The following is a 24,707-nucleotide window of genomic DNA, read 5'->3' as shown; positions in this document are numbered from 1 at the left end:
TCAGGCCTCGACGATCTCAAAGCCCGTCGTGATCTGCGCGGTCTTGCCCAGCATGATGCTGGCCGAGCAGTATTTCTCATGGCTCATGGCGATGGCACGCTCCACGGCCGCCGGCGGAATGCCGCGCCCGGTCACCGTGAACTGCATGTGGATCTTGGTGAACACCTTGGGATCGACCTGCGCCCGCTCGGAGGTGAGCTTCACGCTGCAGCCGCGCACATCGTGCCGGCCGCGCTTGAGGATCAGCACCACGTCGTAGGCCGTGCAGCCGCCCGTGCCGGCTAGCACGGTCTCCATGGGACGCGGGGCCAGGTTCTGGCCGCCGTTCTCGGGACGGTCGGCGTCGGGCGCCCCGTCCATGGCCAGCACATGGCCGCTGCCGGTCTCCGCAACAAAGCCCATGCCGGAGCGCGTGCCGGCGTTGCCGGTCCAGCTGACGGTGCATTCCATGTTGTTTTTCTCCAAAAAATCAGGGTGAATCTGTAGCAAATGATGAACGCAGGTGCGATTTTGCTGCAACGCAACAACCGCAGCGCTACAATGCGCCCATGCGTTACCCGCTTCGCACTGTTCGCACAGCGGGGTTCGCACCGATTGTCTCCTCCATCTCCTCAAAGGATGGATTCAGCCCCAGGCTTTACCGCTTGGGGCTTTTTTTTGCCCTGCGGTGAGCCGTCCCTAACCCTGCGGGCGCGCCGTCCTATGATGTGCGCCCGGCTGAGCGCGCCCTGGACGCCCCGTCCGCACCGCAGCGCCGCCCGCCGGTTTGCACCATGACCCAGCCTCTCACCCCGTTCGATTACCTCACAAAGATCCTCACCGCGCGTGTCTATGACGTGGCGGTGGAGTCCGACCTGCAGCCCGCCCGCGCGCTGTCGCGGCGGCTGCACAACAAGGTGCTGCTCAAGCGCGAAGACCAGCAGCCCGTCTTCAGCTTCAAGCTGCGCGGCGCCTACAACAAGATGGCGCAGCTTTCGCCCGAGCAGCTGGCGCGCGGCGTGATCTGCGCCTCGGCCGGCAACCACGCTCAGGGCGTGGCGATGAGCGCCAGCAAGCTGGGCACGCGCGCCGTGATCGTGATGCCCACCACCACGCCGCAACTCAAGATCGATGCGGTGAAGACGCTGGGCGGCGAAGTGGTGCTGAGCGGCGAGAGCTATTCCGACGCCTACGAGCGCGCCGCACAGCTGCAAAAGGAAGAAGGCCTGACCTTCGTGCACCCCTTCGACGACCCGGACGTGATCGCCGGCCAGGGCACGATCGCCATGGAGATCCTGCGGCAGGTGCAGCAGCTGGGCGGCAAGCTGGATGCCGTGTTCGTCGCCATCGGCGGCGGCGGGCTGATCGCTGGCGTGTCCAACTACATCAAGGCCGTGTGCCCTGGCATCAAGGTCATCGGCGTGCAGATGAACGACTCGGACGCCATGGCGCAATCGGTCAAGGCGCATCAGCGCGTCACGCTGCCGGACGTGGGCCTGTTCTCCGACGGCACGGCCGTGAAACTGGTGGGCGAGGAAACCTTCCGCGTCGCGCAAAACCTGGTGGACGACTACGTGATCGTCGACACCGATGCCGTCTGCGCTGCGATCAAGGACATCTTCGTGGACACACGCAGCATCGTGGAGCCTGCGGGCGCCCTGGCCGTGGCCGCCATCAAGCAGTACGTGGCCAAGCACAAGACCAAGGGCGAAACCTACGCCGCCATCCTGTGCGGCGCCAACATGAACTTCGACCGGCTGCGCTTCGTGGCCGAGCGCGCCGAGGTGGGCGAGGAACGCGAAGCCCTGTTCGCCGTCACCATCCCCGAGGAGCGCGGCAGCTTCAAGCGCTTTTGCGAGGTGGTGGGGGCCCTGCCCGGCGGACCGCGCAACGTGACCGAGTTCAACTACCGCATCAGCCACGAGCGGCGCGCCCATGTGTTTGTGGGCCTGTCCACCACGGGCCGCGGCGAGTCCGAGAAGATCGCGCGCAACTTCCACAAGCATGGCTTCGAGGCGCTGGACCTCACGCACGACGAGCTGGCCAAGGAGCACCTGCGCCACCTCGTCGGCGGCCATTCGGCGCTGGCGCGCGACGAGCGGCTGATGCGCTTCACCTTCCCCGAGCGCCCCGGCGCGCTGTTCAAGTTCCTGAGCCTGATGCAGCCCACCTGGAACATCTCGCTGTTCCACTACCGCAACCAGGGCGCGGACTATGGGCGCATCCTCGTGGGCATGCAGGTGCCGGCCGACGACGCAGCGCAGTTCGATGCCTTCCTGCAGACGCTGGGCTACCCCTATGTCGAGGAAACGCAGAACCCGGCCTACCGCCTGTTCCTGCAGGCCAACGGCGCATGATGCAAGCCATTTTGGCCTCCAGCGCCCGTCCATCAAGCGCGAGCAGCTATTGATTCGATAGTAATCATGCGGACCCTGCGCCACTATCTGCTGGCCGTGCAGTTCTTCACGCGCATCCCCGTCACGGGCCGGCTGGCCACGTGGGTGGGCTACAGCCCTGCGATGCTGCGCGCCAGCAGCGCACATTTCCCCGGTGTGGGCTGGCTGGTGGCCGCCATGGCGGTGGGCAGCTATGCGGCACTGTGGCTGGGGCTGGGCGGCGCGGGCTTTGCACCGCTGGCGGCGGCGGTGGGCTGCACCATCGCCACGGTGCTGGTGACCGGGGGCTTCCACGAGGACGGCCTGGCCGACGTGGCCGACGGACTGGGCGGCGCCTACCAGCCCGAGCGCGCGCTGGAGATCATGAAGGACTCGCGCATCGGCGCCTTCGGGGCCATGGCGCTGGTGCTGGCGCTGCAGGCCAAGGTGGCCCTGCTGGCGCAGCTCGGCCACCTCGGCTTGTCCAGCGCGCTGGCGGCATTGGCCGGGGGACATGTGCTGTCGCGCCTGTGGCCGCTCGTCATCGTGCGCGCGCTGCCGCATGTGGGCGACACGGCCACGTCCAAGAGCAAGCCGCTGGCGGACCAGATCTCCGTACGCGCGCTGGCGGCCGCGGCCTTGTGGTGTTTTCCGGCGCTAGCGCTTGTATATCAAGCGCTGGGCGCTTTGGTATTGATAGCAAGCCTGCTGGCCAGCGCCGCCGGTGCGGCCTGGATGCTGTGGCGCTTTGCGCGTCGACTGCAAGGCTTTACCGGCGACTGCCTGGGCGCCACACAGCAGGTGGGCGAGATCGGCTTCTATCTGGGCGCGGCCATCGCGCTGGCGCAACGGGCGGCATGAGCGCGCCGCGCCTGTGGCTGGTGCGCCATGCGCGCCCCGAGGTGGCGCCCGGCCTGTGCTACGGCCGCCTGGACGTTGCCGCCGACGCGCGCCATAGCCGCGAGAGCGCACGCCTGCTGGCGCAGGCGCTGCCACCCCGTCTGGCCGCCCTGCACCACTCTCCGCTACAAAGATGTGAGCTGCTTGCGCAGGACCTGCTTGCCCTGCGGGCCGATTTGGCTTCAAAGGCTGAGCCCCGCATCACCGAGATGGACTTCGGCCAGTGGGAGGGCCGCGCGTGGAACGACATCGCCCGTGCGGACATCGACGCCTGGACCACGCGCTTCGTCCACCATGCGCCCGGCGGCGGCGAGCCCCTGGCGGCCATGCTCACGCGCGTGTCCGCCGCGCTGGACGAGGCCGCGGCCCAGGCGCACGCCGGCGGTGGCGATGTGGTCTGGATCACGCATGCCGGGGTGGCCCGCTGCGTGCACTGGCTGCTGACGCACGGCGCCGCGCGCATGCCGCTGTCCCATGAATGGCCGCAATCGGCTCCGGGCTACGGCGCCTGGACCACGGTACTTCTGCCACTGAAAGGCCGACCGCAGGCAGCACCGGCGCGCGGTTAGGTTATGGGCGCTCCCGTCGGATATGCAGGCCCCGCCGGCGCGGGATCCCCGCCAGGTCAGGGCCGCTTGCGCGGCATCTCCAGCGCCAGCGTCGTGGCGCCGTCCATCGACGCCCCCAGCCGCGCGGCGCCCTTGCCCAGGGACTGCAGCACCAGCCCCGGCTCCACATTCGCGCCCACGCGGTAGGGCTTGGCCGGCTTGCCGTCCACCGCGATCAGCGCGGCGCCGCCGCCGCTGGCCGTGCCGGCCAGCACGCCCATGAGCACGAAGCGGCTGGCTGCAGAGGGTGCCGCCTCGGCGGCCGTCAGCACCGGGCTGGCCCCGAGCAGGCGCGCGAGCGCCTGCGTGTCGGTCACCACCGGCTCGGGCGCCGCGGCAGCCGGTGCCGTGCCGGCCGGGCTTGCGGACAGCTTCAACCCCCAATAGACAGCAGTCGCGCCCGCCAGCGCCCAGAGCAGCAGCGTGGCCAGGCGCGGGGCCCAGCGGCCGTATGTGTTTGTCACCATTGCACGATTATGATTGACCGGATATGTCCATTCCGAGTCGCCGCTTCGAGATGCAGCCCAGCCCTTCCTCCCTCGCGCACCGCGCCCGCCGCCGCCTGTCCGCGGGCTTCACCCTGATCGAGCTCATGGTGGTGCTGGTCATCATCGGCGTGCTGGCCGCGCTGATCGTGCCCAACGTGCTGGACCGCGCCGACGACGCGCGCAGCACGGCCGCGCGCACCGACGTCACCAACATCATGCAAGCGCTCAAGCTCTACCGCCTGGACAACCAGCGCTATCCCACGGCCGAACAGGGCCTGCAAGCGCTGATCGCCAAGCCCAGCGCCGGCCCGGTGCCGAACAACTGGCGCCCCTACCTGGAGAAGCTGCCCAACGACCCGTGGGGCCGCCCCTACCAGTACCTGAGCCCCGGCATCAAGGGCGAGGTGGACGTGATGTCCTTCGGCGCCGATGGCCAGTCCGGCGGCGAGGGCAAGGATGCCGACATCGGCAGCTGGCAGTAAGCCGCAGGGCCCGGCGCCGGCGCCATCCCACGCATGACACGGGTACACCCCAGCCCAGCGGACGCCGCGCAGGGGCCTCGGCCGGCCGCGCCACTACGCCGCGCAGGCTTCTTCTCCCCCCGCCCCTTGCGCAGCAGGCGAGACAGGCAAAGCCGCGCAGCTGTCGCCCAGCGGGGTTTTACGATCCTTGAATTGCTGGTGGTCATTTCCATCATCGCCCTGGCGACCGCCGGCGTGGGCCTGGCACTGCGCGACAGCGGCGCCACCCAACTGCAGCGCGAAGGCGAGCGGCTGGCAGCGCTGCTGGAGTCGGCGCGCGCGCAATCGCGCGCCTCCGGCGCGGCGGTGCGCTGGCGTGCCGATGCCCAGGGCTTTCGCTTCGAGGGCGTGCCGCCCGACACATTGCCCAACCGCTGGCTGGACAGCGCCACCGGCGTGCAGGGCCCTGCGGAACTGTGGCTGGGGCCGGAACCCCTCATCGGCCCGCAACAAGTGGTGATCGTGAGCGGCGCGCACCCCGACCGCGCGGTGCGCGTGGCCACCGACGGGCTGCGCCCGTTTGCCGTGCAGGCGCTGCCATGAGCCACCGCGCGCGAACGGGCACGGGGGCGCGGCGCCGGCGCGGCGCGGCGCGCGGCTTCACGCTGGTGGAGGTGCTGGTGGCACTGGGCATCGTCGCCATCGCCCTCATGGCAGGCCTGCAGGCCACCTCCGCCCTCACGCGCAACGCCACGCGCCAGACCGACGTGGTGCTGGCCCACCTGTGCGCCGAGAACGAGCTGAGCCGGGTGCGCCTGTCGTCGCAGATGCCGTCCATCGGCGACACGCGCGTGGCCTGCGAACAGGCGGGTCGGCGCTACGACGTGGCGGTGACGGTTTCGCCCACGCCCAATCCACAGTTCCGCCGCGTGGACGCGCAGGTCTTCGAGGCCACGCTGCCCGTGCTGCGGCTGTCCACCATCGTGGGGCGGTATTGAGATGCCCCCCCTGAGTCGCTTCGCGCCTACTCCCCCGGGGGGAACGACGCCCGTGGCCTGGCAAAGCCAGTTCCATGGCGTCCGCCCGCGCGGCCTGCGCCGCGGCCTTCCGACAGATCAAGCGCGGCACCGGGTTTGCGCAGAGTCCCCCATGCAAGCAGCGCGCGGCTTCACGCTGGTGGAGCTGCTCGTGGCCATCGCGGTAATGGCGCTGCTCGCCATCGCCAGCTGGCGCGGGCTGGATGGCATGGCGCGCTCGCAGCAGCTCACGCGCGAGCGCACCGACGAGCTGCTGGTGCTGCAGACCGTGCTGGCCCAGTGGGCGGCCGACCTGGATGCCCTGCAGGCCATCGACCATACCGAACCCATCGCCTGGGACGGCCAGGTGCTGCGCCTCACGCGGCGCGGCACGCGCCAGCCCGACGAGGGTGCGCTGGTCGTCGCCTGGGCGCGGCGCAGCGTGGACGGCACCGCCCGCTGGCTGCGCTGGCAGTCCCCCCCGGTGCGCACCCGCACGGAATGGAATGCCGCCTGGCAGCGCGCAGCCCAGTGGGCGCGCACACCCGGCGAGGCCGAGCGCCGACAGGAAACCGTGCTGATGCCGCTGGCCAATTGGCAGCTGTACTACTACCGCAGCGGCGCCTGGGGCAATGCGCTGTCCACCGATACCAGCGCCAGCGCACCGCGCACGGTCGGCGGGCTGAGCAGCGCCGCCGCCAGCATCCCCGACGGGGTGCGCCTGCAGCTCACGCTGCCGCCGGGTGGCGCACTCTCGGGCGTGGTCACGCGGGACTGGGCCAATCCGCTGCTGGGTGGAGGCAAGTCGTGACCGATTCCTGCCCGCTATCCGCCGTCCTGCCCGCCGCCTCCGACACACGCGACTGGCGCGCACCAGGCGAGGGCCGCCGTGCCAGGGCCCCGACGCACTGGTGGCGCCGCCCCGCCCGCGTAACGGGAGCGGCGGGTGGACGCAAAGCCCCTCGGGGTGTTTCTCATCAAGCCGGCGCCGCACTGCTGGCCGCCATGCTCACCGTGACGCTGGTCGCCACGTTCGCGGCTGCGGCCATGTGGCAGCAGTGGCGCGCCATCGAAGTCGAAACCGCCGAGCGCGCACGTATCCAGTCGGCGTGGATCCTGATCGGCGCGCTGGACTGGTCCCGCCTGATCCTGCGCGAAGACTCCATTGCCCGCAGCGGCGACGGCACCGACAACCTCTCCGAACCCTGGTCGGTGCCGCTGGAAGAAGCGCGCCTGTCCACGTTCCTCGCGGCCGACCGCAACGTGGCCCAGGTGGAAGACGCGAGCACCGACACCACCAACGCCTTCCTGTCGGGCCAGATCACCGACCTGCAGGCCCTGCTGAACCTGCGCAACCTGGCCAACGAGGGGCAGGTGGACGCCACGGCGCTGCGGCAATTCCAGCGGCTCTTCGAATACCTCGGACTGCCGCGCGCACAGCTGGACATGCTGGCGCGGCAGATGCTGCGCGCCGAGGCCAAGGACAGTGACTCCGCGAGCGCCGCGCCGCTGCTGCCGCAAAGCGTGGCGCAACTTGGGTGGTGGGGCCTGCCGCAGCGCAGCGTGGATGCGCTCGCGCCCTACGTCACGCTGCTGCCCGTGCGCACCAAGGTCAACCTCAACACCGCCAGCGCCGTGGTGCTGTGGGCCAGCGCCGACGGGCTGGACATGGCCGAGGCGCAGCGCCTGGTGCAGGCACGCGACTCCAACCACTTCCGCAGCGAGGCCGACGCCGCCAAGCTGCTGGGCAACTCCAGCCGCATCTCGGCCACGGTGCATACGGTGTCGTCCAGCTACTTCGAAGTGCGCGGGCGACTGCGCCTGGACATGGCCGTGGTCGAAGAGCGCTCGCTGGTCTACAAACAGCGTGGGGACGTGCGCACGCTGTGGCGCGAACGTGGCGGCCTCGTGCGCACGACGGCTCCCGGCACTGCGGCCGCTGGCGCGCGGTGACCGGCCGCCTTGGCACGAAGCGTCACATCACGCCCCTAAAATGGTCTGTTAACCCATTCATGAGCACCCTTGTCCTAACCCTGCCCCTGGGAACGCCGGGGCCCGCCGCCGAATACAGCTACACGCTCACGGCCGACGGCCACACCGCCACCCGCCACGCCAGCACCACCGCCGCCTTGCTGCCCGACCCGGGCCGCGCCGGCGAGATCGTGGCCGTGGTGCCTGCGCGCGCGCTGTCATGGCAGCAGGTGACGCTGCCGCAGGGTGCGACGGCCCAGGCCGGCCGGCTGCGCGCGGTCCTGGAAGGACTGCTCGAAGAACACCTGCTCGACGACCCCGCGCAACTGCACTTCGCGCTGCAGCCCGGCGCCCAGCCGGGCAGCCCTGCCTGGGTGGCCGTGTGCGACCGCGCCTGGCTGCGCGGCGCCCTGCAGGCGCTGGAAGCCGCGGGGCGGCCGGTGGACCGCGTGGTGCCCGAGTTCGCTCCCGGCCCCACCGCCAGCGGGCAAGAGGAATGCGACGTGCTCGGCACTCCCGAGGACGCCCAGCTGGTACTGACCGGCCACGGGCCGCAACAGGCCGTGGCCGTGCTGCCGCTGGCCGCGGCCGCCGCGCTGGCGGCGCGCCCCGCAGATGATGCGCCGCCCGCCGTGCGCGCCGAACCCGCCGTGGCTGCCCTGGCCGAGCGGCTGCTGAACCGCCCGGTGCAGCTGCACACCGCCAGCCAGCGCGCGCTGGTGGCCGCGCGTGGCGACTGGGACCTGGCGCAGTTCGACCTGGCCAGCACCGGCCACACGCGCGCGCTGCGCAAGCTGGGCAGCGGCGCCAGCGCCTTTGCGCGCGCACCCCAATGGCGGGCCGCGCGCTGGGCACTGGCCGTGGCCGTGGTGGTGCAGGTCGTGGGGCTCAATCTCTGGGCGTGGCAGGACCGCCAGGCGCTGGCGGCCAAACAGGCCGGCGTGCGCAACGCGCTGACCCAGACCTTCCCGCACGTCAAGGTCGTCGTGGATGCACCGGTGCAGATGGAGCGCGAACTGGCGCAGCTGCGCCAGGCCGCCGGCAGCGTGTCGCGGCGCGACCTGGAGCCGCTCATGGCCGCCGCAGGTGCCGCGCTGCCCCCGCCGCGCGTGCCCACGCAGATCGAATATGCCAATGGCGAACTGCGCCTGCGGGGCCTGGAGCTGGCACCCGAGGAACTCACCGCCATGAACCAGCGCCTGGCCGCGGAAAGCCTGAGCGCGCAGCCGCGCGATGGCGCCCTGCTGGTGCGCGCCGAGGACCGCCCATGAACACCCGCACCGCTTCGACCTCGCCCGCGCCGGTTCCCCCTGCGCTGGCCGCGCTGCGCGCCCACTGGGCCCGCATGGCGCCGCGCGAACAGTCCCTGGTGCTGGCCGCCGCGGCCGTGGTGGGGCTGGCCCTGCTGTGGTGGATACTGCTGGCGCCCGCACTGCAGCAGCTGCGCGGTTCGGGCGCGCGCCACGCAGCCGTGGACGCGCAACTGCAGCGCATGCAGGCCTTGCAGGCCGAAGCGCTGCAGCTCAAGGACGCGCCCCGCCCACCCGGCGGCGAGGCCCTGCGCACGCTGCAGACCACGCTGGCGCAGCAATTGGGCGCAGCCGCGCAGATGAACGTCGCGGGCGACCGCGCCACCGTCACCCTCAAGGGCGCCCCCGCCGAGGCCCTTGCCCAGTGGCTGAACCAGGCGCGCAGCACCGCGCGCGCCGTGCCGCTGGAAGCCCGCCTGGTGCAAAGCGCCGCGCCCGCCAACGCTGCCGCGGCCGCCGTCCGCTGGGACGGCACGCTGGTGCTGGCGCTGCCCCCGCAATAGTCCACGCCCCCTGCCCGTGCCACGCTCCCTGCGCCCGACCCCTTCGCTGACACTGCCGCGCGCGCCCTGGCGCTGGGCCGTGGCCGGCGTGTGCCTGGGCGCGCTGCCCGCGCTGGTGCTGTGGGCCCCGGCGCGCTGGCTGGCCACAGGCGTACAGCAGGCCAGCGGCGGGCAACTGCAGCTGCAGCAGGCACGCGGCACCGTCTGGAACGGCTCGGCCCGCCTGGTACTGACCGGTGGCGCCGACAGCCAGGACCAGGCCGCCCTGCCCGGCCGGCTGCAGTGGCAGCTGCGCCCCGCGTGGAACGGGCTCAGCGCCCGCCTGACGGCCGACTGCTGCATTCCCGCCACCGCGCCGCTGCAGGTGCAGGTGGCGCTGGGCCTGGGTGCCGTGCGCGCCCAGGTGGCCGATGGCCAGAGCCAGTGGCCGGCTGCGGCGCTCGCGGGCCTGGGCACCCCCTGGAACACCGTGCAGCCGCAGGGCCGCCTGCAGCTGCGCACCCAGGCGTTCGCGCTGCAATGGGCCGCAGGGCGTCTGCAGATGCAGGGCCAGGTGCAGCTGGATGCGCTGGGCCTGTCCTCGCGCCTGTCCACGCTGCGGCCCATGGGCAGCTACCGGCTGCAGGTGCAGGGCGGCGGCGCGCCCACGCTGCAGCTGTCCACCCTGGAGGGCGCGCTGCTGCTGTCGGGCAGCGGCCAGTGGGTGGGCAAACGCCTGCGCTTCACGGGCGAGGCCAGCGCCGCGCCCGGGCGGGAGGCGGCCCTGGCGAATCTTCTGAATATCATCGGGCGGCGCAGTGGCGCGCGCTCCATCATCACCGTGGGTTGACCCTATGACCAACTTGCCCCGCCACCCCCTGCGGTTCACTCTTCATTTGATAGCTGCTAGCGCTTTATTGACGGGCGTTAGCAGCCACATTCATGCACAAACCTCCGGGCAGCGCGCCGGCAGTGTGCGGCCCAGCGAGCCGGTGACGCTGAACTTTGCCAACGCCGACATCGAGGCCGTGGCGCGCACCATGGCCACCATCACCGGCAAGAACGTGGTGGTGGACCCGCGCGTGAAGGGCCAGATCACGCTGGTGACCGAGAACGCGGTGCAGCCCAACGCGGCCTTCCAGCAGTTCCTGGCCGCGCTGCGGCTGCAGGGCTTCACGGTGGTCGAGTCGGCGGGCCTGTACAAGGTCGTGCCCGAGGCCGATGCCAAGCTGCAGACCGGCAACGTGAGCGTGTCCCAAGGCGGCGCGGGCGGCACGCCCGCGGGCGGGCAGGTCGTCACGCAGATCTTCAAGCTCAACTTCGAGAACGCGGCCAACCTGGTGCCGGTGCTGCGCCCGCTGATCAGCCCCAACAACACCATCAACGTGAACCCCGGCAACAACTCGCTGGTGATCACCGACTACGCCGACAACCTGCAGCGCCTGGCGCGCATCGTGGCGGCCATGGACGTCTCCAACGCCAGCGACGTGGAGGTGATCCCGCTGCAGCACGCCATCGCCACCGACCTGGCGCCGCTGGTGTCGCGCCTGATCGAGGGCGGCAGCGCCACTGCCACAGGCACTGCGCAGGGCGTGGCCCAGGGGCAGACCGACAATTCGTTCAAGACCACGCTGCTGGCCGAGCCGCGCAGCAACGCGCTGATCGTGCGCGCCGCCAACCCGGCGCGCGTGGCGCTGGTGCGCTCATTGGTGGCCAAGCTGGACCAACCGGCCGCGCCGGGCAGCTCCGCTGCCAGCGGCAACATCCACGTGGTGTACCTGAAGAACGCCGACGCCGTGAAGCTGGCCACCACCCTGCGCGCAGCGCTGGGCAGCGCGGGGGGCAGCGGCACCAGCAGCGGCGGCGGCACGGGAACCGGCAACCTGTCGGGGGGCCTCACGCGGACCGGCGCATCGGGCCTGGGCCAGACCAGCGGCCTGGGCAACAGCACCAATGCCAGTGGCAATGCCGGCGGCCTGGGCAGTTCGGGCCTGGGAACGGGCCAGGGCAGCAGCGGCAGCAGCGATGCCAACCAGCCGTCCACCGGCGGCATCATCCAGGCCGACCCGACGACCAACTCGCTCATCATCAGCGCGCCGGAGCCGCTGTACCGCCAGATCCGCGCCGTGATCGACAAGCTGGACGGCCGCCGCGCGCAGGTGCTGATCGAGAGCCTGATCGTGGAGGTGAGCGCCAACAAGGTGGCCGAGTTCGGCATCCAGTGGCAGGGCGTGCTGGGCAATTACGGCAGCACGCTGGGCGTGCTGGGCAACAACTCCAGCGTGGCCGGACGCAACATCCTGGATCTGGCGCTGGCGGCGGCCACCGGCAACGTGACCTCCATCGCCAATGCCAAGCCGGCGGCCGGCATGAACCTGGCCGTCGCACCGCGCATCAACGGCAAGTACTACCTGGGGGCGCTGGCCAACTTCCTGGAAAACACGGGCGATGCCAACGTGCTGTCCACCCCCAACCTGCTCACGCTGGACAACGAGGAGGCGCAGATCATCATCGGCAACAACGTGCCGTTCGTGACGGGCTCCTACGCCAACACCGGCGGCAGCGGCGGCGCGGTCAACCCGTTCACCACCGTGGAGCGCAAGGACGTGGGCCTGATGCTGCGCGTGCGCCCACAGATCAACGAGAACGGCACCGTCAAGCTCACGATGTACCAGGAGGTGTCCAAGGTCGCGGAGAGCACGCTGTCCAATGCCAACGGCCCCTCCACGAGCAAGCGCTCCATCGAGTCCACGGTGCTGGTGGACGACGGCAGCGTGATCGTGATCGGCGGCCTGCTGGAAGACAGCTATGCGCTGGGCCAGGACAAGGTGCCCGTGATGGGCGACCTGCCCGTGGTGGGCGGGCTGTTCCGCAATGAAAAGCGCACGCGCCAGAAGACCAACCTGATGGTCTTCCTGCGCCCCATGGTGATCCGCGACAGCGCCACCAGCGACGCACTGATGGTGGACCGCTACGAGGCCATTCGCGCGCTGCAGCAAAGCACGCAGCCCGCGCCCAGCACGATGATGAGCGGTGTGTCCGAGGCGCCGGTGCTGCCGCCCCTGCCCGCCCCCGCCTCGTCCGCCGCGCCCGTGCAGCCCGCGGCCGCACCTGCGCCGCTGGCGCCGCTCGCACCCCAGCCGCCCGCGCGCACCGCCACGCCGCCCAGCATGGGCCAGTCGCCCTACAGCCCGCAGTAAGGGCCCGCCGCATGCGCCACCCCCTGCCCTACGCATTTGCGCGCAGCAGCCAGCTGCTGCTGGAAGACGACGGCCAGCAGCTCGTGCTGTGGCACGGCCCGCAGCCGGACGCCGGCGCGCTGTCCGAAGTGCTGCGCAAGCATGCCGTGCACCAGTTCATGCCGCTGGACGCACCCACGCTGGCGCAGCGCATCAGCGCGGCGTATTCGCAAAGCGAATCCAGCGCGGCCACGGTGGTGAGCGAGGTGGAGGAAGGCGCCGACCTCTCGCGCATGATGCAGGAGCTGCCCGCCGTGGAAGACCTGCTGGAGTCCGCGGGCGACGCGCCCATCATCCGCATGCTCAACGCCCTGCTCACGCAGGCCGTGCGCGACGGCGCGAGCGACATCCACATCGAGCCCTACGAGCGCCACTCCAGCGTGCGCTTTCGCGTGGACGGCACGCTGCGCGAGGTGGTGCAGCCCAACCGCGCGCTGCACGCCGCGCTGATCAGCCGCCTGAAGATCATGGCGGACCTGGACATCTCCGAAAAGCGCCTGCCGCAGGACGGACGCATCAGTCTGCGCCTGGGCACCCGCGCCGTCGACGTGCGCGTATCCACGCTGCCCAACGCCCATGGCGAGCGCGCCGTGCTGCGCCTCTTGGACAAGAGCGAGAGCAAGCTGAACCTGGAGGCCGTGGGCATGCAGGGCGAGGTGCTGGCGCGGCTCGCGCACCTGATCCAGCAGCCGCACGGCATCATCCTCGTGACCGGCCCCACGGGCTCGGGCAAGACCACCACGCTGTACGCGGCGCTGGCGCGGCTGGACGCCGCGCGCAGCAACATCATGACGGTGGAAGACCCCATCGAGTACGAGCTGCCCGGGGTGGGCCAGACGCAGGTCAATGCCAAGATCGACCTGACGTTTGCTAAGGCCCTGCGCGCCATCCTGCGCCAGGACCCCGACGTGATCATGATCGGCGAGATCCGCGACTTCGAGACCGCGCAGATCGCCATCCAGGCCTCGCTCACCGGGCACCTGGTGCTGGCCACGCTGCACACCAACGACGCGGCCAGCGCCATCACGCGCCTGACCGACATGGGGGTGGAGCCGTTCCTGCTGTCCTCGTCGCTGCTGGGGGTGCTGGCGCAGCGCCTGGTGCGCAAATATTGCGGCGAGTGCCACGGCGCAGGCTGCGACCACTGCGGCCATACCGGCTACGCGGGGCGCACCGGCGTGTTCGAGCTGCTGGTAGTGGACGACGCCATCCGCGCGCAGATCCACAACCAGGCCCCAGAGGCCGAGGTGCGTACCCAGGCCCTGGCCGGCGGCATGACGCTGATGCGCGACGATGGCGAGCGGCTGATCCACGCCGGCATCACCAGCCGCGAAGAAGTGCTGCGTGTGACGCGCGACTGAGCGGACAGGCCGCAGCGGCGCCTTTCAAAAACAGGAGCGCGGCACGCTTGCCAAGACTGGGTTTTCAATACAAATTGCATTGAAAACCATTACAGACAAGCGCTAGCAGCTCCTATATCAATAGCGCATTTCAGCGTTTACCTGCGGCCATCGGCTGGGGAGGACGCTTCCCGTGGTCCAGCCCGCGCTGCAGTTCCTTGAGCAGCAGCACCACCTGGCGCGACGCATGCTGGCAGCTCTTGAACGCCTGCTCGGCCCGCAATTGATCGCCCTGCGCCAGATGCGTCAACAACACGGCCGCCTGGTGGTGAAAGTACTGGTGGCGGCGCATCAGCATGTCGAAAGCAGGAAAGTGCCCCAGCGCCACGCGCCCGCTGCCGTGCAGCCAGCGGCCCAGCTCGGAACAGGTGTCGTCCACCACCGTTTCGGGGCGCAGCTGTTCGTCGCGCGCGCCCGCCAGCGCTTGGGCCAGCCAGGGCAACCAGCGTTCGTGCATGACGATGGCAGCCTCGATGTCGAACGCCGCCAGGAGCCGCGAAGCCTCTTCGTCGTACAGCACCAGCGCGCTGGCCTCGCTCGCAGGCAGCGAAGTCCAGTCCTCAGGCGCGGCCAGGCCGTCGGCACGCGGCTGAAACAAACGGCTGAAGAACCCCATAGACACCCCCCGCACGCCCCGTGCATCACTTCCTGGCAGCGTCGCACAGGACGCCAAAAGTGACAATATGTTTCGTGTGTTGATTTAAAACAAATTCAGTATATCAATAGCAAAACGCTATGCACCATGCGGGGACCACTGCACCACCATACCCGCGGCGCAGCACGGATTTCACCCGCTGCCCACAATCGGTGCCATGACCGCACATTCCCTGCCTTTACTTTCCATGCTTGATCTCGTGGCCGTGCGCGAGGGCGGCACCGTGGCCCAGGCACTGCAGGTCGCCGTGCAGACGGCGCAGCATGTGGAGGCGCTGGGCTTCAAGCGCTACTGGCTGGCCGAGCACCACAACATGCCGGGCATCGCCAGCTCTGCCACGGCCGTGCTGGTCGGCCACGTGGCCGGGGCCACGCGGTCCATCCGCGTGGGCTCGGGCGGCATCATGCTGCCCAACCATGCGCCGCTGGTGGTGGCCGAGGCCTTCGGCACGCTGGCCGAGCTCTACCCCGGCCGTATCGACCTGGGGCTGGGCCGCGCACCCGGCACCGACGGCGCCACCATGCGCGCCCTGCGCCGCGACCGCGTGGAGACCGAGGCCGACTTCCCCCGCGACGTGGCCGAGCTGCAGCAGCTCTTGGCGCCCGCGCAGCCGGGCCAGCGCATCACCGCCGTGCCGGGCGCCGGCACGCAGGTGCCCCTCTGGCTGCTGGGCTCCAGCCTGTTCTCGGCGCAACTGGCGGCGCAGATGGGCCTGCCCTACGCCTTCGCCTCGCACTTTGCGCCGCGCATGCTGCACGCGGCCATCGACATCTACCGCCGGCTGTTCCGCCCCTCGCCGGCCTGCGCCAAGCCCTACGTGGTGATCGGCGTGCCCGTGATCGCCGCACCCACCGATGACGAGGCGCAGTACCTGGCCAGCAGCACCTACCAGCGCGTGCTGGGCATCCTCACCGGCCAGCGCGGACTGCTGCAGCCGCCGGTAGAGGGTTATCTGCAGAGCCTCGCGCCGCAGGAGCGCGCCGCCGTGGCCGACTTCCTCGCGGTCGGCGTGGTCGGTGGCCCGCAGACCGTGCGCGAGGGCCTGCAGGCGCTGCTGGCCGCCACGCAGGCCGACGAATTCATGCTGGTGAGCGACGTGTACGACCCGGCGCTGCGCCTGCGCTCGCTGGACATCACCGCCCAGGCGCACGCGGCACTGTCACCCGCAGCGGCTACCATGGCGGGCTGAACGGGTCGACTGCGGCCCGCCCAGTTTGCCCCTGCTCGCCCACCGCCGCTGACTTCTCCGCATGCCCGCCTATTCCTTCGAAGCCCTGGACGCCCAAGGCCATGTGCGCCGCGGCACCCTGGAGGCCGACAGCCCCAAGGCCGCCCGCAGCCTGCTGCGCGCCCAGGCCCTGGTGCCCCTGGATGTGGAGGCGCTGGCCGCTGGCGCCGTCCCCGGAACACCCCCCACGCTGGCGCAGCGGCTGTTCACGCGGCCGGTGTTCAACGCCACGGGGCTGGGCGTGTGGACGCGGCAGCTCGCCGGGCTGGTGGGCTCGGGCCTGCCGCTGGAGCGTGCGCTGACCGCGCTCGCCGAAGAGGCGGACGATGAGCGCCAGCGCCACCTGCTGGCCACGCTGCGCGCCGAGGTCAACGCCGGCTCCACCTTCGCACGTGCGCTGGCGCAGCACCCGCGCGAGTTCTCCGACATCTACTGCGCCGTGATCGGCGCGGGCGAGTCCAGCGGCGGTCTGGCCGAGGTGCTGGACAGCCTGGCGGACGATCTGGAGCAGCGCCAGGCCTTGCGCGCCAAGCTCATCGGCGCTGCGCTGTACCCGGCCATCGTCACCGTGATCGCGATCGTCATCGTGCTGTTCCTGGTGGGTTATGTGGTGCCGCAGGTGGCCAGCGTGTTCGCGGGCACCAAGCGCGCCCTGCCCTTCCTCACGGTGGCCATGCTGGCCTTGAGCGACGTGGTGCGCAACTACGGCTGGGCGTTGCTGGGCGGGCTGGTCCTGCTGGCTTTCGGCGCCCGCGCCGCGCTGGCCCAGCCGCGGCTGCGCGAGAAATTCGACGCCGCCTGGTTGCGCCTGCCGCTCGTCGGCAAGCTGGCGCGCGGCTACAACGCGGCGCGTTTCGCCGGCACATTGGCCATGCTGGCAGGCGCGGGCGTGCCCATTCTCAAGGCGCTGCAGGCCGCGGCCGAGACGCTGAACAACCGCGCCCTGCGCGCGGACGCACTCGACGCCCTGGTGCTGGTGCGCGAGGGCGCGCCGCTAGCCTCGGCACTGGCGCAGAAAAAACGGTTCCCCGGCCTGGTGGCCATGTTCGCGCGGCTGGGCGAACAGACGGGCCAGTTGCCCACCATGCTGCAGCGCGCCGCCACGCAATTGGGCACCGAGGTGCAGCGCCGCGCCATGCAACTGGCCACGGTGCTGGAGCCGCTGCTCATCGTGGCCATGGGCGGCATCGTGATGCTGATCGTGCTGGCGGTGCTCATGCCGATCATCCAGCTCAACCAGTTCGTCAAATGAGCGCCACCCTGCAGGACAAGCTCGTCGTCGCGATCTCGTCGCGCGCACTGTTCGACTTCGAGGAAGAGAACCGCCTGTTCGAGGCCGGCGACGAGCAAGCCTACATGCGCCGCCAGCTGGAGCTGGTGCATGAGCCCGCGCGCCCCGGCATTGCCTTCCCTCTGGTGAGAAAGCTCCTGGCGTTCAACACGCCCGATGCCGCGCGCGTCGAGGTGGTCATGCTGTCGCGCAACGACCCTGCCAGCGGCATGCGCGTGTTCGCCTCGGCCAAGGCGGCGGGCATGCGCATCGAGCGCGGCGTGTTCACGCGCGGGCGCAACCCGTTTTCCTATCTGCGGCCGTTGGGCGCGCACCTCTTCCTTTCAGCCAACGAGACGGATGTGCGCGAGGCGCTGTCCATCGGCTTTCCCGCCGCGCGGGTGATGATCGACTCCACGCCTGCGGGCGACCGCTATCCGCGCGAAGTGCGCATCGCCTTCGACGGCGACGCGGTGCTGTTCTCCGACGAGGCCGAGCGTGTGTACCAGCAGGGCGGCCTGCCTGCCTTCCTGCAGCACGAAGTGTCCCATGCCGCCACGCCGCTGGCCGAAGGGCCGTTCAAGCCGCTGCTGGCTGCGCTGCACCGGCTGCAGCAGCAGGCGGACGCCTCGCAGATGCGCATCCGCACCGCGCTGGTCACCGCGCGCAGCGCGCCGGCGCACGAGCGCGCGATCCGCACGCTGCTCGACTGGGGCATCACCGTGGACGAGGCCATGTTCCTCGGCGGGCTGGAAAAAGGCCCCTTCCTGCGCGAGTTCGAGCCCGACTTCTTCTTCGATGACCAGACGGGCCACGTGGCGTCCGCCGCACGCCATGTTCCGGCGGGGCATGTCAGCAGCGGCATCGCCAACACAGCGGCTGCGCTACAGGGTGATACAGCCCGCCCCCCGCGGCGTTGAACCTGTGGCGGCGCGCCGGCTCTACTCCTGAATGTTGCCCTCACGCTCCTTCCGCCCCTTTACGCGCCTGCTGACGGCCCCGGCAGCCTGCGCGTGGCTCATGGCCTGCGCGCTGACGGCTCCGCTGGCCGCTCAGGCGCAGGGCGTGGCCCATGCCACCGCGCCCCGGCACAGCGCCAGTGCGCCCCTGACCAAGGGCGAGATCAAGGCGATCCGCCAGTTCGAGATGCTGGATTTCAACGGCGACGGCAAGCTCAGCCGTGCTGAAGTGGCCATCGTGCCCAAGGTGGCTGCGGCGTTCGAAGATGCGGACACCAACCGCGACAACTATGTGACGCTGGACGAGGTGCGCGCCTTCGCCATCAAGTACCGCGCCGAGCGGGACCGCGCCCGCGCGGCGGCGCGCTGAGAGCGCCGGCGGACCCAAAAATACCAGTCCAATTGGCCTCCAGCGCTTTACCAATAAGCGCTAACAGCTACTTATCTGATAGCAACCGCCGGAGCAAAACTCACAAACCGCCCGTGCGCTTGACCTTGGGATCGGAGTACGTGAGCGACTGACGGTCCTGCACCTGCTGGGCCAGTCGCTCCTGGAGGGTGTTCTTGTTGATGTCTTGCGCCAGCTCCACCGCACTGCCGCTGGCACGCCACATCGACTGGATGAATTCCAGCAGTTGCTTGTAGATGGGCTCCTTGGGCGGCTCCTCAGGCTCCTTCGGCGCTTCCTTCTTGGCCTCGGCCAGGGTCCAGTCGCGGTTGTTTTCGTCGGGCGCCGAGGGCTTGGTGGGCTCGCGCAGGCTGGCCCCCTCGCCCAGGCGGTCCGTGGACTCGACAGGATTGGCAGCGTTCACGGGCCGCACCGCCACGGCCCCCGAGGCACCCGTGGAATACAAGTCCGCGCCCGTGGTACGCCACTGGGCGGGCGATCGGTCTACAGGTGGCAGTTGCATGGCATGGGTCCCCTCGTGAATGCGGCCGGCGGCAGTCGCAACTACCACCTCGTCGTACATTCATTACGGCAAACAAAAGGGGAAATTGAGGCCTTATTAGCCTTTTGTCACAAATTCATGCGGCAACCATGTCTGATTGACGTGGGCTATGACAGGGACAAACGGGCACAGGCCGCGCCAGGTAAGCGCCAGACGCTATAAAAAACGCTCCAGCAACTTGCGCGATGCACGGTCCAGCGCCGTGACATCCGGCACATGGAACTGCAGCCCGTCGCTGGCGGCGATGAGCAGCTTGGTGCGCCCCTCCAGCCGGCGGATGTCTTCCTCGCCCTTGAGCACCAACTGCGTGGCGCCGCGGTCGGTGTCCACCTCCCAGGTACTGGGGGTGGAAAAGCTCGACACGGAGCGGATGCGCGTGATGGTGGGCACAAACTCACGCGCGGCCAATTCCTCCTCGACCAGCGCACGCACGGCAGGCGCCAGTTGTTCCAGGCGGGGCACCCAGGCCAATTCATGGCCGTCCGGCCCGACCAGCGACAGGCCTTCGCCGGGAGCGGCAATGGGGAAGGCGCGCACGGGCGTCACGCCCACATGCGCGGTGCCGTCGGCCGCGCGCAGCACCAGCCGGCCATGGGGATTACGGTGCAGGTCCCAGCCTGCCGCGAGTGCCGAAGCGGTGGAGAGGGATGTGTGAAGGGTCATCGCGTGTCTTTCTCGCTCAGGTGTTGCCCGCGGGGTGAGCGGAGTGCTCGCGCACTTCGATGCGCACGCCCGCGGCCTGGGCGTCTTCCTCGGCACGGCGCGCCTGCGCCTCGTACAGGCGCCAGTAGGCACCCTGCTTTTCCATCAGTTCGTCGTGCGGCCCCACTTCGACGACCTCGCCCCGGTCCATGACCACCAGGCGGTCGGCCTTGCGCAGGGTGGACAGCCGGTGGGCGATGGCGATGGTGGTGCGACCCTGCACCAGGTTGTCCAGCGCCTTCTGGATTTCCTTTTCGGTTTCAGTGTCCACGGCGGAGGTCGCCTCGTCCAGGATCAGGATGCGCGGGTCGATGAGCAGCGCGCGCGCAATGGAGATGCGCTGGCGCTCGCCGCCCGACAGGCCCTGGCCGCGCTCGCCCACCAGGCTGTCGTAGCCATGCGGCAGGCGCAGGATGAATTCGTGCGCATGCGCGGCGCGCGCGGCGGCGACGATCTCCTCGCGCGTGGCGTCGGGCTTGCCGTAGGCGATGTTCTCGGCAATGGTGCCGAAGAACAGGAAAGGCTCCTGCAGCACCAGGCCGATGTGGCGGCGAAAGTCCGCCACCGCCATGCGGCGGATGTCCACATCGTCCACGAGGATGGCGCCGTCGCTCACGTCGTAGAAGCGGCTGATGAGGTTGACCAGGGTGCTCTTGCCAGAGCCGCTGTGGCCCACCAGGCCGATCATCTCGCCGGGGCGGATGGTGAGCGACAGGTTCTTGATGACCGTGCGGCTGCCGTAGCGAAAGCCCACGTCGCGCATCTCGATGGCGCCCTGCACGCGGTCCACCTTCACCGGGTTGACGGGGTCGGGCACGTTGCTCACATGGTCCAGGATGTCGAAGATGCGCTTGGCGCCGGCTGCCGCCTTTTGCGTGACGGAAACGATGCGGCTCATCGAATCCAGCCGTATGTAGAAGCGCCCGATGTAGGCGATGAAGGCCGCCAGCACGCCCACGGTGATCTGGTTGCGCGCCACCAGCCAGATGCCGAAGCCCCAGACCACCAGCAGCCCCACCTCCGTCATCAGCGAGACGGTGGGCGAGAACAGGCTCCAGGTCTTGTTGAGCTTGTCGTTCACCTCCAGGTTGTGCTGGTTGGCGGCACGGAAGCGGTCCGCCTCGCGCTTTTCCTGGGCGAAGGCCTTCACCACGCGGATGCCGGGGATGGTGTCGGCCAGCACGTTGGTCACTTCGGACCACACGCGGTCGATCTTCTCGAAGCCGGTGCGCAGCTTGTCGCGCACGGTGTGGATCAGCCAGGCGATGAAGGGCAGCGGCACCAGCGTGACCAGCGCCAGCCACGGGTTGATGGAGAACAGGATCGCCGCCGTCATCACGATCATCAGCACGTCGGTGGCGAAATCCAGCGCGTTGAGCGACAGAAAGACGTTGATGCGGTCGGTCTCGGAGCCGATGCGCGCCATGAGGTCGCCGGTCCGCTTGCTGCCGAAATAGTCCAGTGACAGCCGCATCAGGTGTTCGTAGGTGGTGGTGCGCAGGTCGGCGCCGATACGCTCGGACACCAGGGCCAGGATGTAAGTGCGCGCCCACCCCAGCGCCCAGGCCAGCAGCGCCGCCAGCAGCAGCCCCCCCAGGTACAGCAGCACCATGCCGGCGGGGATCTGCTGGCCGCTCTGGTAGGGAATGAGGATGTCGTCCATGAGCGGGATGGTCATGTACGGCGGCACCAGCGAGGCGGCGGTGGAGGCCAGCGTGAGCGCGAAGCCCGCGGCCAGCTGCTTTTTGTAAGGCCGGGCGAAACGCCACAGGCGCAATAGCACCCAGGTGGAGGTCTGCGGCGCCTGCTGGCGCGCACAGGCCGTGCACTCGTCGCTGTCGGGCGGCAGCGGCGTGCCGCACACGGCGCAGCGCGGCACGTCTTGCGCTTCGGGCGCGATGGCGCCTTGCAAGCTGTCCAGGCGCCGCACCTGGGCGTCCAGCCGCTGCTGCAGGTGCAGCGCCTGGGGATGGCGCCCCAGCGTGAAGCGCCACAGCGCCAGGCGCCGGTCGGTATCGTGCAGCTCCACCGTGCCCACGCCGCCATGGTCCAGCAGTCGCAGCGCCATGCCGGGCGCCAGGGGCCATTCCTGCGCCGGCGCGTCACCAGCGCGCGCCAGCAGGCGCCGCTCGGTCAGCACCAGCAGGCCGGGGGCAAAGCGCAGGTCGGGCGTCAGGTCAACCTCGAAGGCGGCCTGCACGTTTTCGTCAGGAGCGAGCACTGCCCGCATCTCGGCCCCCCAGGGGCCAGACAAGACACCCGAGGCGTCCACAGAATGGTGATGTTGCATTTGGTTTTGTATGTCCACCCCCGCACGGACGGGGCGTTGGCGGGCCAGTCCGGGCCCATGGGGGGCATTGTCGGCCACCGCGCCCCAGGCCCTTGCGCCGCCGCGGTATCCCCTCGTAACGCACATCATCAGCCCGCGGCTGACACCCGCCAGTGCTGAGCTGCGCCAGTATCGGCGCACAATCTCAGCCCATGGGCATCGCCACATCCGCCGCAACCCGGCAGATATCCGAATCTTCCACGCTGCACTTCATGGCCAAATTCAACGATATCCAACTCCTGCGCACCACCTATCTGCGCGGCCCCAGTGTCTGGACCTACCGCCCGGTCCTCGAAGTCTGGCTGGACCTGGGGGAGCTGGAAGACTACCCCTCCAACAAGATTCCCGGCCTCAACGAGCGCCTGACCACCTGGCTGCCGGATCTGGTGGAGCACCACTGCGGCGTGGGCGAGCGCGGCGGCTTCCTGCTGCGCCTGAAGGAAGGCACCTGGATGGGGCACGTGCTGGAGCACGTGGTCATCGAGCTGCTCAACCTCTCGGGCATGCCGGCCGAGTTCGGCCAGACGCGCGAGATCTCCCGGCGCGGCGTGTACCGCATGGTGTTCCGCTGCCCCGAAGAGGCCGTGGCCCGCGTGGCGCTGGAGCATGGCCACCGTCTGCTGATGGCCGCCATCAATGACGAGGCATTCGACCTCAAGGCCGCCATCCACGCCATCAAGACCGCCATCAACGACCGCTACCTGGGCCCCAGCACCGGCTGCATCGTGGACGCCGCCAGCGCCCGGCGCATTCCGCACATCCGCCTGAACGACGGCAACCTGGTGCAACTGGGCTACGGCGCCGCACAGCGCCGCATCTGGACCGCCGAGAGCGACCAGACCAGCGCCATCGCCGAGGGCATTGCCCAGGACAAGGATTTCACCAAGCGGCTGCTCGCCTCCTGCGGCGTGCCCGTGCCGGAGGGCCAGATCGTCCGCAACGCCGATGAGGCCTGGGAAGTGGCGCAGGAGATCGGCTTCCCCGTCACGGTGAAGCCCTCGGACGGCAACCATGCGCGCGGCGTGACGCTGGAGCTCTCGCGCGAGGCCGATATCAAGGCCGCCTTCGCGCTGGCCGAGCCCGAGGGCTCGGATGTCATCGTCGAGAAGTTCATCGACGGCGTGGAACACCGCCTGCTGGTGGTCGGCGGCAAGGTGGTCGCCGCCACCAAGGGCGAGACGGTCAGCGTGCACGGCAATGGCCAGTCCACGCTGCGCGAGCTGGTGGCCGTGCTCAACGAAGACCCGCGCCGCGGCCCCGAGCAGGAGTACCCGCTGGACTGGATCGACGTGGAAAAAGGCGCCGTGCAGCTGGAGCTCAAGCGCCAAGGTGTGACGCCCGACACCGTGGTGCCCTCGGGCCAGGCCATCTTGCTGCAGCGCAACGGCAACATGGCCATCGACTGCACCGACGACGTGCACCCCGACGTGGCTTACTACGCCCAGTTGGCCGCGAAAATCGTGGGCCTGGACATCGCCGGCATGGACATGATCCTGCAGGATGTCTCCAAGCCCATGAAGGAACAAGGCGGCGCCATCCTCGAGGTGAACGCCGGCCCCGGCCTGCTGATGCACCTCAAGCCCACCAGCGGCGCGCCGCGCCCCGTGGGCCAGGCCATCGTCGAACACCTGTTCCCCAGCACCGAGGAGGCCTCGGGCGCGGGCCGCATCCCCATCGTGGGCATTGCGGGCACGCGCCACAACGCATTCACCGCGCGCTTCGTGGGCTGGCTGCTGCAGCTGTCGGGCAAGCTCACGGGCGTGGCCAGCAGCGAAGGCATGTTCCTCAACAACCGCCGCACACAAAAGAGCGCCACCGCCCACTGGGCCGGCGCGCACCGCCTGCTGACCAACCGACTGGCGCAGGCCGCCGTGATCCAGACCACTGCCCGCTCCATCCTGGAGGAAGGCCTGGCCTACGACCGCTGCCTGGTCGGCGTGGTGACCGACATGGACGGTTTCGAGACCCTGGCCGACCATGACGTGCTGGAGCAGGCCCAGATGACGCGCGTGCTGCGCACCCAGATCGACGTGGTGCTGGACGAGGGCGCAGGCGTGCTCAATGCCGACATCGAGCAGGTGGCCGACCTGGCGCGCCTGTGTGATGGCGAGGTCCTTCTGTATTCCCTGTCGCCAGACAACCCCTTCGTCGCCGCGCATCGGGCCGAGGGCGAAGGCCGCGCCGTGTTCGTGCGCGGTGAGCAGGTCGTGCTGGCCACGGGCGCCAGCGAACGCGTGCTGGGCACGCTGGACGCCCTGAGCCTGCCCGGCGGCCACCGCCCGGACACGGCCGCGATGCTGGCCGCGATTGCCGCAGCCTGGTCCATGGACATCGGGCCGGACCTGATCGCCGCGGGCATCAAGACCTTCGACTATGCCGCGTGAC

General features: G+C 69.8%; 24 protein-coding genes. 18 read left to right on the top strand and 6 right to left on the bottom strand.

Features of this window, described 5'->3' with window-relative positions:
- Window positions 1–450, bottom strand: coding sequence for an OsmC family protein (locus QY917_RS17140; RefSeq protein WP_011804132.1), 450 nt, complete (start codon window positions 448–450; stop codon window positions 1–3).
- A gap of 323 nt (window positions 451–773) precedes the next feature.
- Here QY917_RS17140 and ilvA point away from each other — a divergent pair, with 323 nt between their 5' ends.
- The 3 genes from ilvA to QY917_RS17125 all read left to right on the top strand — a co-directional run bounded on the left by ilvA (window position 774) and on the right by QY917_RS17125 (window position 3,823).
- The gene (ilvA, locus tag QY917_RS17135; RefSeq protein WP_103738129.1) at window positions 774–2,336 is read left to right on the top strand and encodes a threonine ammonia-lyase, biosynthetic; all 1,563 of its coding nucleotides are present in this window, start codon (window positions 774–776) and stop codon (window positions 2,334–2,336) included.
- 66 nt (window positions 2,337–2,402) lie between these two features.
- Window positions 2,403–3,215, top strand: a complete 813-nt coding sequence (locus QY917_RS17130; RefSeq protein ID WP_123674999.1) for an adenosylcobinamide-GDP ribazoletransferase — start codon at window positions 2,403–2,405, stop codon at window positions 3,213–3,215.
- Window positions 3,212–3,823: a histidine phosphatase family protein gene (locus tag QY917_RS17125; RefSeq protein ID WP_123674998.1), complete on the top strand. Its 612-nt coding sequence runs from the start codon at window positions 3,212–3,214 to the stop codon at window positions 3,821–3,823. Before QY917_RS17130 ends, QY917_RS17125 begins: the two co-directional genes overlap by 4 nt.
- A 56-nt stretch (window positions 3,824–3,879) precedes the next feature.
- On the opposite strand, the gene QY917_RS17120 is transcribed toward QY917_RS17125, so the two are convergent.
- Window positions 3,880–4,329: a type II secretion system protein N gene (locus tag QY917_RS17120; RefSeq protein WP_123674997.1), complete on the bottom strand. Its 450-nt coding sequence runs from the start codon at window positions 4,327–4,329 to the stop codon at window positions 3,880–3,882.
- A 50-nt stretch (window positions 4,330–4,379) separates the two neighbouring features.
- Here QY917_RS17120 and gspG point away from each other — a divergent pair, with 50 nt between their 5' ends.
- The 10 genes from gspG to QY917_RS17070 all read left to right on the top strand — a co-directional run bounded on the left by gspG (window position 4,380) and on the right by QY917_RS17070 (window position 14,190).
- Window positions 4,380–4,832: a type II secretion system major pseudopilin GspG gene (gene gspG, locus QY917_RS17115; RefSeq protein ID WP_162844519.1), complete on the top strand. Its 453-nt coding sequence runs from the start codon at window positions 4,380–4,382 to the stop codon at window positions 4,830–4,832.
- A 33-nt stretch (window positions 4,833–4,865) separates the two neighbouring features.
- Window positions 4,866–5,414 (top strand): prepilin-type N-terminal cleavage/methylation domain-containing protein, encoded by a 549-nt coding sequence (locus QY917_RS17110; protein WP_012655660.1) that lies wholly within the window; start codon window positions 4,866–4,868, stop codon window positions 5,412–5,414.
- Window positions 5,411–5,809: a type II secretion system minor pseudopilin GspI gene (gene gspI, locus QY917_RS17105; RefSeq protein WP_123674996.1), complete on the top strand. Its 399-nt coding sequence runs from the start codon at window positions 5,411–5,413 to the stop codon at window positions 5,807–5,809. The genes QY917_RS17110 and gspI overlap by 4 nt, the downstream gene beginning before the upstream one ends.
- 151 nt (window positions 5,810–5,960) lie before the next feature.
- Window positions 5,961–6,638 (top strand): type II secretion system protein J, encoded by a 678-nt coding sequence (locus QY917_RS17100; RefSeq protein ID WP_123674995.1) that lies wholly within the window; start codon window positions 5,961–5,963, stop codon window positions 6,636–6,638.
- Between the two features lie 194 nt (window positions 6,639–6,832).
- Window positions 6,833–7,780 carry a type II secretion system minor pseudopilin GspK gene (gspK, locus tag QY917_RS17095; protein ID WP_123674994.1) on the top strand — a complete coding sequence of 316 codons (948 nt, stop codon included), beginning with the start codon at window positions 6,833–6,835 and terminating at the stop codon, window positions 7,778–7,780.
- A gap of 59 nt (window positions 7,781–7,839) precedes the next feature.
- Window positions 7,840–9,069, top strand: coding sequence for a type II secretion system protein GspL (gspL, locus tag QY917_RS17090; protein ID WP_047349125.1), 1,230 nt, complete (start codon window positions 7,840–7,842; stop codon window positions 9,067–9,069).
- Window positions 9,066–9,611 carry a type II secretion system protein GspM gene (gene gspM / locus QY917_RS17085; RefSeq protein WP_123674993.1) on the top strand — a complete coding sequence of 182 codons (546 nt, stop codon included), beginning with the start codon at window positions 9,066–9,068 and terminating at the stop codon, window positions 9,609–9,611. Before gspL ends, gspM begins: the two co-directional genes overlap by 4 nt.
- A gap of 16 nt (window positions 9,612–9,627) precedes the next feature.
- Entirely contained in the window at window positions 9,628–10,440 is an 813-nt protein-coding gene (gspN, locus tag QY917_RS17080; RefSeq protein WP_123674992.1) for a type II secretion system protein N, read from the top strand.
- Window positions 10,441–10,444: 4 nt separating this feature from the next.
- The gene (gene gspD / locus QY917_RS17075; RefSeq protein WP_123674991.1) at window positions 10,445–12,790 is read left to right on the top strand and encodes a type II secretion system secretin GspD; all 2,346 of its coding nucleotides are present in this window, start codon (window positions 10,445–10,447) and stop codon (window positions 12,788–12,790) included.
- An 11-nt stretch (window positions 12,791–12,801) separates the two neighbouring features.
- Window positions 12,802–14,190, top strand: a complete 1,389-nt coding sequence (locus QY917_RS17070) for a GspE/PulE family protein (protein WP_047349121.1) — start codon at window positions 12,802–12,804, stop codon at window positions 14,188–14,190.
- 130 nt (window positions 14,191–14,320) lie between these two features.
- Here QY917_RS17070 and QY917_RS17065 read toward each other — a convergent pair whose 3' ends face one another.
- The gene (locus QY917_RS17065; protein WP_123674990.1) at window positions 14,321–14,845 is read right to left on the bottom strand and encodes a CZB domain-containing protein; all 525 of its coding nucleotides are present in this window, start codon (window positions 14,843–14,845) and stop codon (window positions 14,321–14,323) included.
- Window positions 14,846–15,041: 196 nt separating this feature from the next.
- Here QY917_RS17065 and QY917_RS17060 point away from each other — a divergent pair, with 196 nt between their 5' ends.
- From QY917_RS17060 to QY917_RS17045, 4 genes are all read left to right on the top strand, one after another.
- On the top strand, window positions 15,042–16,073 hold the full coding sequence (locus QY917_RS17060) for an LLM class flavin-dependent oxidoreductase (RefSeq protein WP_123674989.1): 1,032 nt from the start codon (window positions 15,042–15,044) through the stop codon (window positions 16,071–16,073).
- Between the two features lie 61 nt (window positions 16,074–16,134).
- Window positions 16,135–17,364, top strand: a complete 1,230-nt coding sequence (gene gspF / locus QY917_RS17055; protein WP_123674988.1) for a type II secretion system inner membrane protein GspF — start codon at window positions 16,135–16,137, stop codon at window positions 17,362–17,364.
- Window positions 17,361–18,302, top strand: coding sequence for a 5'-nucleotidase (locus QY917_RS17050; RefSeq protein WP_011804114.1), 942 nt, complete (start codon window positions 17,361–17,363; stop codon window positions 18,300–18,302). The genes gspF and QY917_RS17050 overlap by 4 nt, the downstream gene beginning before the upstream one ends.
- 31 nt (window positions 18,303–18,333) lie before the next feature.
- Window positions 18,334–18,711: an EF-hand domain-containing protein gene (locus tag QY917_RS17045; RefSeq protein ID WP_123674987.1), complete on the top strand. Its 378-nt coding sequence runs from the start codon at window positions 18,334–18,336 to the stop codon at window positions 18,709–18,711.
- Between the two features lie 100 nt (window positions 18,712–18,811).
- On the opposite strand, the gene QY917_RS17040 is transcribed toward QY917_RS17045, so the two are convergent.
- From QY917_RS17040 to QY917_RS17030, 3 genes are all read right to left on the bottom strand, one after another.
- Window positions 18,812–19,252: a hypothetical protein gene (locus QY917_RS17040; RefSeq protein ID WP_012655649.1), complete on the bottom strand. Its 441-nt coding sequence runs from the start codon at window positions 19,250–19,252 to the stop codon at window positions 18,812–18,814.
- A gap of 195 nt (window positions 19,253–19,447) precedes the next feature.
- A complete protein-coding gene (locus QY917_RS17035) occupies window positions 19,448–19,954 on the bottom strand; it encodes a DUF1854 domain-containing protein (protein ID WP_123674986.1) in 507 nt (168 codons plus the stop codon).
- Between the two features lie 16 nt (window positions 19,955–19,970).
- Window positions 19,971–22,283, bottom strand: a complete 2,313-nt coding sequence (locus tag QY917_RS17030) for an ABC transporter ATP-binding protein (RefSeq protein WP_123674985.1) — start codon at window positions 22,281–22,283, stop codon at window positions 19,971–19,973.
- A gap of 251 nt (window positions 22,284–22,534) precedes the next feature.
- On the opposite strand from QY917_RS17030, the gene cphA reads away from it, so the two are divergent.
- Entirely contained in the window at window positions 22,535–24,706 is a 2,172-nt protein-coding gene (gene cphA, locus QY917_RS17025; protein ID WP_123675247.1) for a cyanophycin synthetase, read from the top strand.
- Window position 24,707 lies beyond the last annotated feature (1 nt).

It is taken from the genome of Diaphorobacter sp. C33 (assembly GCF_030503915.1).
Taxonomy (GTDB): domain Bacteria; phylum Pseudomonadota; class Gammaproteobacteria; order Burkholderiales; family Burkholderiaceae_C; genus Diaphorobacter; species Diaphorobacter nitroreducens.
Note: the sequence above shows the minus strand (reverse complement) of the source record. Positions and strands in the feature narration are given on the sequence as shown.

Coding starts and splice junctions, on each gene's coding strand:
- QY917_RS17140 (WP_011804132.1), bottom strand. CDS start 450: ATGGAATGCACCGTCAGCTGGACCGGCAACGCCGGCACGCGCTCCGGC.
- ilvA (WP_103738129.1), top strand. CDS start 774: ATGACCCAGCCTCTCACCCCGTTCGATTACCTCACAAAGATCCTCACC.
- QY917_RS17130 (WP_123674999.1), top strand. CDS start 2,403: ATGCGGACCCTGCGCCACTATCTGCTGGCCGTGCAGTTCTTCACGCGC.
- QY917_RS17125 (WP_123674998.1), top strand. CDS start 3,212: ATGAGCGCGCCGCGCCTGTGGCTGGTGCGCCATGCGCGCCCCGAGGTG.
- QY917_RS17120 (WP_123674997.1), bottom strand. CDS start 4,329: ATGGTGACAAACACATACGGCCGCTGGGCCCCGCGCCTGGCCACGCTG.
- gspG (WP_162844519.1), top strand. CDS start 4,380: ATGCAGCCCAGCCCTTCCTCCCTCGCGCACCGCGCCCGCCGCCGCCTG.
- QY917_RS17110 (WP_012655660.1), top strand. CDS start 4,866: ATGACACGGGTACACCCCAGCCCAGCGGACGCCGCGCAGGGGCCTCGG.
- gspI (WP_123674996.1), top strand. CDS start 5,411: ATGAGCCACCGCGCGCGAACGGGCACGGGGGCGCGGCGCCGGCGCGGC.
- QY917_RS17100 (WP_123674995.1), top strand. CDS start 5,961: ATGCAAGCAGCGCGCGGCTTCACGCTGGTGGAGCTGCTCGTGGCCATC.
- gspK (WP_123674994.1), top strand. CDS start 6,833: ATGCTCACCGTGACGCTGGTCGCCACGTTCGCGGCTGCGGCCATGTGG.
- gspL (WP_047349125.1), top strand. CDS start 7,840: ATGAGCACCCTTGTCCTAACCCTGCCCCTGGGAACGCCGGGGCCCGCC.
- gspM (WP_123674993.1), top strand. CDS start 9,066: ATGAACACCCGCACCGCTTCGACCTCGCCCGCGCCGGTTCCCCCTGCG.
- gspD (WP_123674991.1), top strand. CDS start 10,445: ATGACCAACTTGCCCCGCCACCCCCTGCGGTTCACTCTTCATTTGATA.
- QY917_RS17070 (WP_047349121.1), top strand. CDS start 12,802: ATGCGCCACCCCCTGCCCTACGCATTTGCGCGCAGCAGCCAGCTGCTG.
- QY917_RS17065 (WP_123674990.1), bottom strand. CDS start 14,845: ATGGGGTTCTTCAGCCGTTTGTTTCAGCCGCGTGCCGACGGCCTGGCC.
- QY917_RS17060 (WP_123674989.1), top strand. CDS start 15,042: ATGACCGCACATTCCCTGCCTTTACTTTCCATGCTTGATCTCGTGGCC.
- gspF (WP_123674988.1), top strand. CDS start 16,135: ATGCCCGCCTATTCCTTCGAAGCCCTGGACGCCCAAGGCCATGTGCGC.
- QY917_RS17050 (WP_011804114.1), top strand. CDS start 17,361: ATGAGCGCCACCCTGCAGGACAAGCTCGTCGTCGCGATCTCGTCGCGC.
- QY917_RS17045 (WP_123674987.1), top strand. CDS start 18,334: ATGTTGCCCTCACGCTCCTTCCGCCCCTTTACGCGCCTGCTGACGGCC.
- QY917_RS17040 (WP_012655649.1), bottom strand. CDS start 19,252: ATGCAACTGCCACCTGTAGACCGATCGCCCGCCCAGTGGCGTACCACG.
- QY917_RS17035 (WP_123674986.1), bottom strand. CDS start 19,954: ATGACCCTTCACACATCCCTCTCCACCGCTTCGGCACTCGCGGCAGGC.
- QY917_RS17030 (WP_123674985.1), bottom strand. CDS start 22,283: ATGCAACATCACCATTCTGTGGACGCCTCGGGTGTCTTGTCTGGCCCC.
- cphA (WP_123675247.1), top strand. CDS start 22,535: ATGGCCAAATTCAACGATATCCAACTCCTGCGCACCACCTATCTGCGC.